7 protein-coding genes are annotated in these 10,156 nt (G+C 68.5%); 3 read left to right on the top strand and 4 right to left on the bottom strand.

Translation table 11 applies throughout. The features are described from left to right. From TX83_RS19370 to TX83_RS19360, 3 genes are all read right to left on the bottom strand, one after another. Window positions 1-648: flavin-containing monooxygenase (locus TX83_RS19370; protein WP_186442657.1), on the bottom strand; the 648-nt coding region annotated here is incomplete at its 3' end. A gap of 97 nt (window positions 649-745) precedes the next feature. After that, window positions 746-4,576 (bottom strand): non-ribosomal peptide synthetase, encoded by a 3,831-nt coding sequence (locus TX83_RS19365; protein ID WP_141233585.1) that lies wholly within the window; start codon window positions 4,574-4,576, stop codon window positions 746-748. Between the two features lie 481 nt (window positions 4,577-5,057). Next, window positions 5,058-5,963 (bottom strand): alpha/beta fold hydrolase, encoded by a 906-nt coding sequence (locus TX83_RS19360; RefSeq protein ID WP_064749635.1) that lies wholly within the window; start codon window positions 5,961-5,963, stop codon window positions 5,058-5,060. On the opposite strand from TX83_RS19360, the gene TX83_RS23495 reads away from it, so the two are divergent. Next, complete coding sequence (locus TX83_RS23495) at window positions 5,962-6,120, top strand: hypothetical protein (protein ID WP_186442656.1); 159 nt, start codon at window positions 5,962-5,964, stop codon at window positions 6,118-6,120. The two genes, TX83_RS19360 and TX83_RS23495, sit on opposite strands and share 2 nt — an antisense overlap. A gap of 137 nt (window positions 6,121-6,257) precedes the next feature. Here the strand turns inward: TX83_RS23495 and TX83_RS19355 are convergent, their stop codons facing one another. Further along, window positions 6,258-6,677, bottom strand: a complete 420-nt coding sequence (locus TX83_RS19355) for an H-NS family nucleoid-associated regulatory protein (RefSeq protein ID WP_064749634.1) — start codon at window positions 6,675-6,677, stop codon at window positions 6,258-6,260. 277 nt (window positions 6,678-6,954) lie between these two features. On the opposite strand from TX83_RS19355, the gene TX83_RS19350 reads away from it, so the two are divergent. Together TX83_RS19350 and TX83_RS19345 are read left to right on the top strand one after the other, a co-directional pair. Beyond that, the gene (locus tag TX83_RS19350; RefSeq protein WP_079248335.1) at window positions 6,955-8,508 is read left to right on the top strand and encodes an amidase; all 1,554 of its coding nucleotides are present in this window, start codon (window positions 6,955-6,957) and stop codon (window positions 8,506-8,508) included. Window positions 8,509-8,826: 318 nt separating this feature from the next. Beyond that, window positions 8,827-9,657 carry a S1 family peptidase gene (locus tag TX83_RS19345; RefSeq protein ID WP_064749632.1) on the top strand — a complete coding sequence of 277 codons (831 nt, stop codon included), beginning with the start codon at window positions 8,827-8,829 and terminating at the stop codon, window positions 9,655-9,657. Window positions 9,658-10,156 lie beyond the last annotated feature (499 nt).

Below are 10,156 nucleotides of genomic sequence, written 5' to 3'. Positions count from 1 at the left end.
GAGTATCCGCTGCGGCAGCCGCGGCTGCTTGCGGCCTCGGCAAACCACCACCTCGCGACTGTGCGACAGCTCGGTGGCGATCTGCAGGCCCGAGTTGGCCGAGCCGACGACCGCGACCTTGCCGGCGGGGAGCTGCTCGGGATTGCGGTACGCGTGCGAATGCAGCTGGGTGACCGACGGCGCAAGCCGCCGGGAAAACTCGGGGACGACCGGCGTCTGGAACGCGCCGACCGCGGCGACGACCTGGCGCGCGCTGATGCGGCCGGTCGACGTGGTCACCGCGAAGCCGCCGTCGGAGCGCTGCACCGAAACCACCCGCTGGCCGAGATGCACCGGCAGCTCGAACGTCGCGGCGTAGGTCCGGAAGTAGTGCGGCACCTCGTCCTTGGCCGGGTATCGGTCCGGATCGCCGGGGAACGGCAGCCCGGGCAGACCGCAAAACCGTGCGGACGTGAACAGCTGCAAGGAATCCCAGCGATTGATCCAGGACACGCCGAGCTCGTTCGCGGCGTCGAGAATGACGAAGTTCACGCCCGCTTGCTTGAGCGTCTGGCCGACGGCGAGGCCGGCCTGTCCTGCGCCGATCACGACGACGTCGATGTCGGCGGGGAGTTCGCTGCTGCCGGAAGATGCGCTCGAACTGGACATGGTCACTCCACGACACCCGCACGAACGGGCACCGGCGCCGATGGCGTCGGCAGGGACAGGCGAAGGTTCAACGGCAAGCCGTCATCGCGCAGGCGCATCATCGGGCGAGCTCCCGAACGGCGGCCACCACGTCGGCGCGGTGCTGCGGACTGAACAGGCTATGGTGGGTGCCGGCGACCACCCGCGTGGCCACCCTGCCGCGGGTGCGCGACGACCAGCCCCAATCGCCCACGGCCTCGTGCGGATGCTCCGCGTACTCGCTGACCCGCCCGTCGCGGGCCCGGATCAGCGCGACGTCCGCCGCCACCACCGGCGGCTGATAGCTGCGGCAGGCATTCACGATCTGCGCGAACACCGGATAGACATGATGCAGCTCGGTGGCCAGCAGGTCGGCGCCGGCGGTGTCCTCGCGGAACCAGTCCTGCAAGGTCCCGTCGTCGACCGGGCCGGGCGGCGGATCGGTCGGCGCGGGCGCATCGAGCACGATCAACTGCGCCACCTTTTCCCCCGCCGCCTCGAGCTGCGCGGTCATCTCCAGCGCGATCACCGCCCCCGACGACCAGCCGGAGATCGTGTACGGGCCCGGCGCCGCGGCGCGGACCGCGGCCACATACCCCTGCGCCAGCGCTTCCACGGTGCCGGGCAGCGGCTCGCTCGCCGCGAGCCCGAAACTGGCGCGGTCCAGATCGCGCGCCAGGTCGCGGTAAGCCGCGACCGATCCGCCGGCCGGATGCACCATGAACAGCGCCGGCCCGGCGCCGGGGTGCAGCGGCACCAGGGCGTTGGACAGCCGCTGCCCGGTCATCAGGCTGGCCAGGCGCGCGACAGTGCGCGACTCGATCAGCCCGCCGAGAGACAGGTTGAGCTTGGTTTTCGAGCGAAGCGCGGCGACCGCACGCAATGCGGTGAACGACTGCCCGCCGAGGTTGAAGAAATCGTCTTCGACGCCGATGGTCTCGACGCCCAGCACTTCTTTCCACACCGCGACGATCGTGCGCTCCAGCTCGGTGCGCGGCGCGACATAGTCCACACCGGCTTCGGCGGCGGGTTCGGCGAGCGCGAGCAGCGCGCTGCGGTCGAGCTTGCCGTTCGAGGTGACCGGCAGGCTCGCCACGACCGTGATCTGCGCCGGGACCAGATAGCTGGGCAGCCGGTCCACCAGACTGGCGCGGATGGACTCGCCTTCGCTGGGGCCTGCCGCTTCGTGCAGCACCACGAACGCGCGCAGCTGCTTCTGCTTGGCCTCGCCGGCCACCAGCACGACGGCGTCCTTGACCCGCGGATCGGCCGCCAACACGTGCTCGACTTCGCCGGGTTCGACCCGATGCCCCTGGATCTTGCATTGCGCATCGATGCGCCCGATCAGCTCGATGTTGCCGTCGGGCAGCAAGCGGCCGAGGTCGCCGGTGCGGTAGATGCGCTCGCCCGTGGCCGGGTGCGTTACGAACGCCGCCGCGGTTTTATCCGGGTCGCCCCAATAGCCCTGGGCGAGACCGACGCCGCCGATATGCAGCTGACCGGTGGTCCAAGTCGGCGTCTCATGGCCCTGCTCGTCGAGAACGTACCAGGGTTGGTTCGCCATCGGCCGCCCGTAGGGGATGCTGCGCCACTTGGGGTCTACCGCATCGATGGGATACCAGATCGACCAGATCGAGGCCTCGGTCGCGCCGCCCAGGCTCACCACCTTCGCATTCGGCGCGATCGCCCGGATGTCGTCGGGCAGGGACAGCGAAATCCAGTCGCCGGACAGCATCACCAGGCGCAGCGCGGGCAACTGCACGCCCTCGGCGCGCGCGACGTCGACCAGCAGCTGCATCAACGGAGGCGCCGAATTCCACACCGTGACGCCTCGTTCGACCATCGCCGCCAGCCAGGCGTGCGGGCTGTGGTCGGCGGGATCGGGCAGCACCAGCGTCGCGCCCGCCATCGCCGCACCGAAGATGTCGTACACCGACAGGTCGAACGACAGCGAGGACACGCCGAACAGCACGTCTTCGGCGACGATGCCGAACTCGCCGTTGACGTCGAGAATGGTGTTGACCGGCCCGCGGTGATCGAGTGCGACGCCCTTGGGTTGCCCGGTCGAGCCGGAGGTGTAGATGACGTAGGCCAGCGCGGAAGGATCGAGGTCGGCAGGCAACTGCGTGCCTGCGCAGGCTGCCGCTGCCACTGCCGCGGCCTCGCCGCGGACCGCGATGACGGGTACGCCCGGGCATTGGCCCGCCTCGGTGCCGAGGACGGCCGCCGCGCCGATGTCGTTCACCAGTTGCTCGATCCGCCGCTGCGGCCACGCCGGATCGATCGGCACGTACGCGGCACCGGCGAGCAGGGCCGCATAGACCGCGATCGTCTGCGGAACCCCCTTGGCCAGCACGATCGCGACCCGATCGCCGGGGCGGACGCCGTGGGCGCACAACACCTTCGCCAACGATTCGGCGGCCGCGGCCAGTTCGCCATAGCTCAGCGCCTCCTCGCCGCAGACGACAGCCGGATGCTCCGGCGCGACGCGTGCTCCGGCCTTTAGTCCGTCCGACAGGCGGCCCGTCGGCAACGGCCGTGCCAGGCCGGTTTCCACCGGCGATGCCGGGCTGCGGGCCGCCACCAGCGCGGTCGTCGCGGTCCACGCCTGCGGGTCGGCGGCCAGGCTGCGGATCAGCGCTTCGTGCGCATGGCACAGCGCATCGATGAAACCCGGCGGGAACGCGGCTTCCACGACATCCCAGACGATTTCGACCCGGTCGCCGCGAAGCGCGAAGAACTGGTGATCGAGCAACACTTGCGGCGTCGCCAACTTGCTGTAGCCGAACGCTTCCTGCGGCCCGCCGGCCAAGCCCGACGAGACCACGAACGGGCACGCGGCCCGGCCTTGCGAATGGTGGCGCGCGTTCAAGGCTTCGAGCACATCGACCCCCGACCAGTCGGTGCGTCCGAGATCGCCGATGATGGTCGCCTGCAGGCGGCGGGCCCGTTCCAGCAGCGAGGCCGCACCGCGCCAATCGAATTCGAGCGGATAGATCGCGCCGAGATTGCCCAGCACCGACTCGGCGCCCGGAATCCGCCTGAGCAGGCGGCGCGTGATCATCTGATTGAGAATGAAATGGCGCGACCCGCTGAAACGGGCGACGATCTCGCCGTACACCGCGAGCAAGGCCGTCACCGGGCTCATGCCGTGCAAGGCGACGCCGGCGGTGAAGGCGGCCCAGGTCGCCGCGTCGATCACCAGCCGGCGCCGGTTCAAGCCCGGGTTTCCATGCAGGCGCACGAGCGGCAGTTCGGGCGGAGCCGGCAGCGTCGCTACGCGATCGGTCCAATAGGCGCGCGCCCGATCGGCCGCCTCGTGGCGCTGCGCCAGCGCGAGCGACACCTCCGCGATCCCCACTTGGTCGGCGGGAAGTTCGACATCCGGGTTCGCGTAGTACTGCTCGATCTCGGACAGCAGGCGCAGCCCGGAAAACTGATCGAGAAACAGATTGCTGAAATTGACGTGCAGCCGGACATCGCTGTCGCCGTAGCGTGTGAGCTGGAAGTCGAGCCACGGCCAGCGATCCATGGGAAGCGGCTGGTGCGACATCCGATGCCGGATCTGCATCAGCCCCTGGCGTGTTCCCAATTCGGAAAGCCCGCGCAGGTCCCAGACCGATACGCGAGGCGCGCTCGCCTCTTCGACCTGCCGCAGCCGCAGCTCCGGCGTCACGGCGACGATGTTGCGCCGGTGTCGCTCGATCACGCGCGCGATCGCGGAAACGAATCGATCGATGTCCAGGCCGGGACGCTCCACCTCGAAGTAGAGGTGCGGATGCAGCGCATATTCCATGCCGTCGGAGGCACTGACGACCAGCAGGCGTTGCATGTCCGTCAGAGGGAAGTCGGCGTGACCGGGACTGGCGTCCGGCACTGCGATGGTCCCGTCGTACGAGGGCGCGCTCACGAGCACAATTCTCCTTGCCCTACAGCCAATTCGTCCTTCGGCCGGACACTACATCCGACCCCCAGGGGCGTCAACCGACTTCCGGAAAAATTCGGAAGCGCTTCACAGTGCAGGGGAAAAACCGCGGTTACGCTGCTTCGCTTGCACTTTCGGCAATCGGTGCCGACCCCCTGCTGCATACGGGCAAACCGCCCGCGACCGGCCAGCGATGAATCGACTCGCGGCATGCCGGTGGCAGCGATCTGCGCTCGGCGCCCGCGTCCGACGCATCGCGCGTTTCTTCGTTATCGACCGCCGGAGTTCGGCTTTATTCGGCGTCCGGTCGCCGTCCGGCCTATCGGAAAATACACGGCGCAGGCCGTCGGCAAGACGCGATCGATGCCTATGCGATCGCCGCCCCCTGCCCTGCCGCGCGGGCATGATTTCGGATCGATCGAACGCAGCGAATCGGCGCCGCGTGTTCGAAAAATGCGGAACCGCCTTACGCGCCGGTCCGTTCGTCGTCGCCGATGAAGAAGGCTGCGGCCGCGGCGAAGACGCTGTCCGGGTCTTCCAGCTGCGGGAAATGGCCGACATCGTCCAGCAGCACGACATCCGCGCGCGGAACGAGTTGCCGATAGCGTTGGGACATGTGCAATCCGCTGACCGGATCGAGCGCGCCGCAAATCAGGCGCAAAGGGCTCTCGGTCGTTTGCAGCGCACCGACCCAGCGGCTTCGTTCGCGCCGGCGTTCGGCCATGTACCCGAGCAGCGACGGCACCGCGTGCAGGCCTTGTTCGTGCTGCAGCAACGCCCAGTATTCGTCGATCGCCGTCTCGCCGAGCGGGCGAGCAGGCGAGAACAACGCGTTGAGGCTGCGCGCGAAGCTGCGGCGGCTCATCAACCCGACCAACCCAGGCCCGAGCGGCGAAGCGAGCAAACGCTGGATCAGTCGAGCGCGATGGGTTTCCGGAAACAATCCGCCGTTGAGCAGGCACAAGCGGAGGACGCGCAATGCGGCGTGCGCGGGGTTCTGATCGCTTCGGGCGAGCAATTCCTGCGCCACCGTATCGCCATAATCGTGGGCGAGTACGAAGGCGGCGTTCCAGCCGTAATGATGCGCGACCGCTTCGGCCAGATCCGCCTGCTCGCTCACGCGGTAACGATGGCCGCGAGGCTTGGCGGAAAACCCCAGGCCCAGCAGATCGAAGGTCAGCACCTCGAAGCGCGAGGTCAGCATCGGCCATATCGGCGCCCAATCCAGGCTGCTGGTCGGGAAGCCGTGAATCAGCAGCAGTCGCGGCCCCGCTCCGTCGCGGCGGCAGTAGATGCGGCGGCCGCGGACGGTGACGAATTCGCCGGCATCCCGCCAGGCGCCCAGTGCGGGGAAGCGGTCGATCGCGCTCATGGGCGACAGCTCGCGCAACCGTGGCGCGTCGTCGAAGCGCTTTCCCGGTGCCCGCGCGCGAGGTATCGGAAGCGGAACGTCGGACGGCGGGGCATCGGCGCCGATTCCGCCGGCACAGCGCTTTGAAATGAAGGCGACGCTGAAGCTGTTCGCATAGCCGATGCTCGGGGCCCCGATGCGAACAGAGTATAGACCGCCGGATGGCGGTGCCTGGCTCGGGCGTACTCGCCGTTGCGCGCACCGATCGCAGCGCGCTAGGCGCTCCTCGCCTTCCCGCGCACCCGGGCTGTGGCGTCAGCTTTGCTTGATCAGCGTCCGTCGGCCTATCGAACTGCTCTTGCTTGCGGTGGGCTTGGCCAGGCCGGGGATCAGGAAGTCGGTGGCGCTGCGGCCGTGCTTGGTCTTCTGGGCCAGCCATCGCGGCATCCGCCCGCGGCCCGACCAGGTGTTGCGCTTGTTGTCCGGGTCGCGGTACTTGGGAGCCACCTTGCCCGTCTTTCGCCGAGTCGTCCGCTTCTTGACCGCCACCGCGGCCACCGGCTTGTCCCCGTAGAGTTCCTCGATCGTGTAACCGTGCTGAGCGGCGAGCGCGATCACTTTGCGACGTACCGAGGCGATGGAGCGGCGGCTGGAGAGCAAGCGCTTGCGCCGTTCCGCGGCGATCAACAGGGACTCCAGTTGCGCCAGGCTGAGCGTTTCGATATCGATTTTCATGCCGCAGAGGGTCCGGCCCCGGCTATCGGTCTGTCAAGCAATATCCCCGATGGGCCGCGGCAATGCGCTCCGCGCCGGAGCTGCGGCCGGCTGCGTGCGGCCCCCCGCCCCACTCCTGGCACAGATATCGGCCGGGATTTTCCCCACAGGGGCACGGCGCGACTCGTTACGGGCACTTGGAGTTTCCGCTAGAATTCCGGCCCAGCGGGACTAGCAGGCGTGAATCAGGGCCGACAGGCCCGTGATCGAGCGCTGCCGACCTACGGCCGGGGCCATTATGAATCCGATTTCCAGGCCTGACTTGCTCACGGCGCCGGACGGGGCTGCGGTTTCGCCCTGCGCCCCTACCCTGCCCCCGATCGACACCGGCCTCGCGTCGGACGAGTCGGCTTTTTCGTCGGCGGCCGATCTGGCGCGACGGATTCGGCGCAAGGAAATCAGTTCGTTCGAACTCACTCGACACTACATCGAACGCATCGAGACATTCGATAAAGCGTTGAATGCCGTCGTGGTGAGGGATTTCGAGCGCGCCCTGGAAGCGGCGAAGCGGGCCGATGCGTCTGTCGCCCGCGGACAGCGGTTGGGTCCGCTGCACGGCGTGCCGATGACGGTCAAGGAATCCTTCGACGTGTCCGGCTTGGCGACGACGTGGGGCGTGCCGGAGCAACGGGATCGTCTCGCCTTGAACGACGCCGCGGTAGTCGAGCGGTTGAAGGCGGCCGGCGCCCATGTCATCGGCAAAACCAACGTCGCGCTGCGGCTCGGCGATTGGCAGAGTTACAACGAGGTTTACGGCACCACCCACAACCCCTGGGACACGGCGAGGTCGCCGGGCGGATCGTCCGGCGGATCGGCCGCTGCGCTGGCGGCCGGCCTGAGCGGCCTGGAATTCGGTTCCGATATCGGCGGTTCGATCCGGAACCCGGCCCACTTCTGTGGCGTGTATGGGCACAAGCCGACCTACGGCATCGTTCCGACGCTGGGCCACCATCCTTTGGGCGTCGTATCCGCCCAGGATCTGAATGTCGTCGGGCCGATGGGGCGAAGCGCGGAGGATCTGGCGTTGGCGCTGGACGCCGTAGCCGGCCCCGACCGGTTTCGATCGCCGGGCTGGAGACTGGAGCTTCCGCCGCCGAAGACGCACACGCTACGCGGCCTGCGCGTGGCGATCTGGCCCAGGCAGGATTTCGCGCCGACCTCGGTCGAGATATCGGATCGCGTGCAGGAGGTCGGAGACGCCTTGGCCCGGGCTGGCGCGGCAGTGTCCGATCTGGCGCGCCCCGACTTCTCCGCGAAGGACTCGTACGTTACCTACCTGAGTCTGTTGGGATCGGCTGGGCTCGTCGGTCTTCCGGACGACTACCATCGCGACAACCAGAGAACGGCCGCGCAGTTCGATGCGAGCGACGAATCGCCGCTGGCGATATTGATGCGTGCGCGAGCGCTGGACCATCGCGACTGGTCCGATCGCGACGAGGCGCGCACGCGCTGCCGGCTGAGCTGGCGCGCCTTCTTCGGCGACTGGGATGTCGTGATATGCCCGATTTCCGCGACGACGGCGTACCCACACGATCACCGGCCCAAGCCCGAGAGAATTCTCGACGTCGACGCGGTGCGCACTTCGCATTACGAGCACTACTTCTGGGTCGGCCTGGCGAGCGTCGCCTATCTGCCGAGCACGGCGTTTCCCAGCGGATTATCGCGCGACGGCCTTCCCATCGGCCTGCAGATCATCGGCCCGGAGTATGGCGACCGGACCACCATCGAAGTCGCCCGATTGATCGCGCAAGCGCTTGGCGGTTTTCGCGCGCCGCCGGGATTCGGCGCCTGATATCCGCGGCCCGGCGCCCGCATGGGGCGAGATCGGACATGCGCCGCGGGTTCGCCCGCGATGGCTCTGCGGCGAGCGCCGCCTGCGCACAGCCCATCGGCGCCTTGCCGCAGCCGCCGCCGTTCTGCTGCTGATTGCGCGGTCGGCTGAACACGGGCGCCCACAGGGGAGGTCCGGCCTGCGGCGCGAGCTTGAAGCCCCACGGTCGCGGCTTGCGCCGCTCCTACCAGGGGTGCGGCCCGGTGTCGCGCGACCGGCCTATAGCCAATGCCGCGCCTGGGGCCCGACAATGGCGGTTTCCGACGACGGAGGTTGCGCATGCGTGCTGCCGCCCTGCTGCTCCTGCTGGTCTCGTCCGGCGCCGGCGCGGTCGTTGTTCGCGACGATGTCCCGGATCTGCGCTATCGCATGGCGGCCTCCGAGTTCCCGGCGCTGGCGGACATGCCCGGCGAGGGCCATGGGGTGCTTATCGCGCCGCAGTGGGTCGTGACCGCCGCCCACGCCGTGAGCTGGCAGCATGCCGTGGATACGGTGGACGTGGGCGGCACGCCTCGTGCGGTGCGCCGCATCGTCGTCCATCCGGGCTACAAACAGCCGCCTCAGGCGATGATCGACGCCGCACTGAAATCGGGCGATTGGGACGCGTTCTTCGCGTTCGCCGCTACGTCCGACGACATCGCCTTGATCGAGCTGTCCGCGCCGGTTCGCGATATCGCCCCTGTGCGCATCTACCGGGGTTCGGCCTTGGGGAAGCTCGTCCGGATCATGGGACGCGGCGCCACGGGGACGGGTTCGACGGGCCATTCGTTGCGTGGACCGAATCGGACCGAACTGCGCCAGGGCTACAACCGGATCAGCGTGTCGGAAACTCGGTGGATCGGATACGCCTTCGACGCACCGCCGAAGGCGCTGCCCTTGGAGGCGTCGACCGGTAGCGGGGACAGCGGCGGGCCGATCCTGGTCGCGGTAGGCAAGCAATGGCAGGTCGCCGGGGTCGCGGCCTGGAAGCGCGGCCAGGTCGAGGGCACGGAACTGCGCCCGGGCCGGTACGGCGAGATCAGTTACGGCGTGCGGCTGGGGAACTACGCGCGCTGGATGGAAGAGACGATGGCGACGGGCGGGGATTCCGGCAAATCCGCTGGGTGTTGAGGCGGTGGTGGGAGTCAGATGGATCGCCGTTTGCAGGAGCGGCGCAAGCCGCGACCACGAAACCTGGCGTGCGGCGCGATCTGGACGCCCTGCGGTCGCGGCTTACGCCGCTCCTACACGAGGCCAGGTGGCGCTGCGCTTTTTTGATCCTCGCCTGTAGGAGCGGCGCGAGCCGCGACTGCGAAACCTGGTGTGCGGCACGATCTGGACGCCCTGCGGTCGCGGCTTGCGCCGCTCCTACACGAGGCCAGGTGGCGCTGCGTTTTTTGAATCCTCGCCTGTAGGAGCGGCGCGAGCCGCGACTGCGAAACCTGGCCTGCGGCACGATCTGGACGCCCTGCGGTCGCGGCTTACGCCGCTCCTACAAGGGGGCCAGGTCGCTGCGTTTTCTGGATTCTCGCCTGTAGGAGCGGCGTAAGCCGCGACCACGAAACCCGGCCTGCGACGCGATCTGGACGCGCTGCGATCGCGGCTTGCGCCGCTCCTACAAGGGGCCAGG

Origin of the sequence: Lysobacter antibioticus HS124, from assembly GCF_000336385.2 — a bacterium.
In the GTDB taxonomy this organism is placed as follows: domain Bacteria; phylum Pseudomonadota; class Gammaproteobacteria; order Xanthomonadales; family Xanthomonadaceae; genus Lysobacter; species Lysobacter firmicutimachus.
Note: the sequence above shows the minus strand (reverse complement) of the source record. Positions and strands in the feature narration are given on the sequence as shown.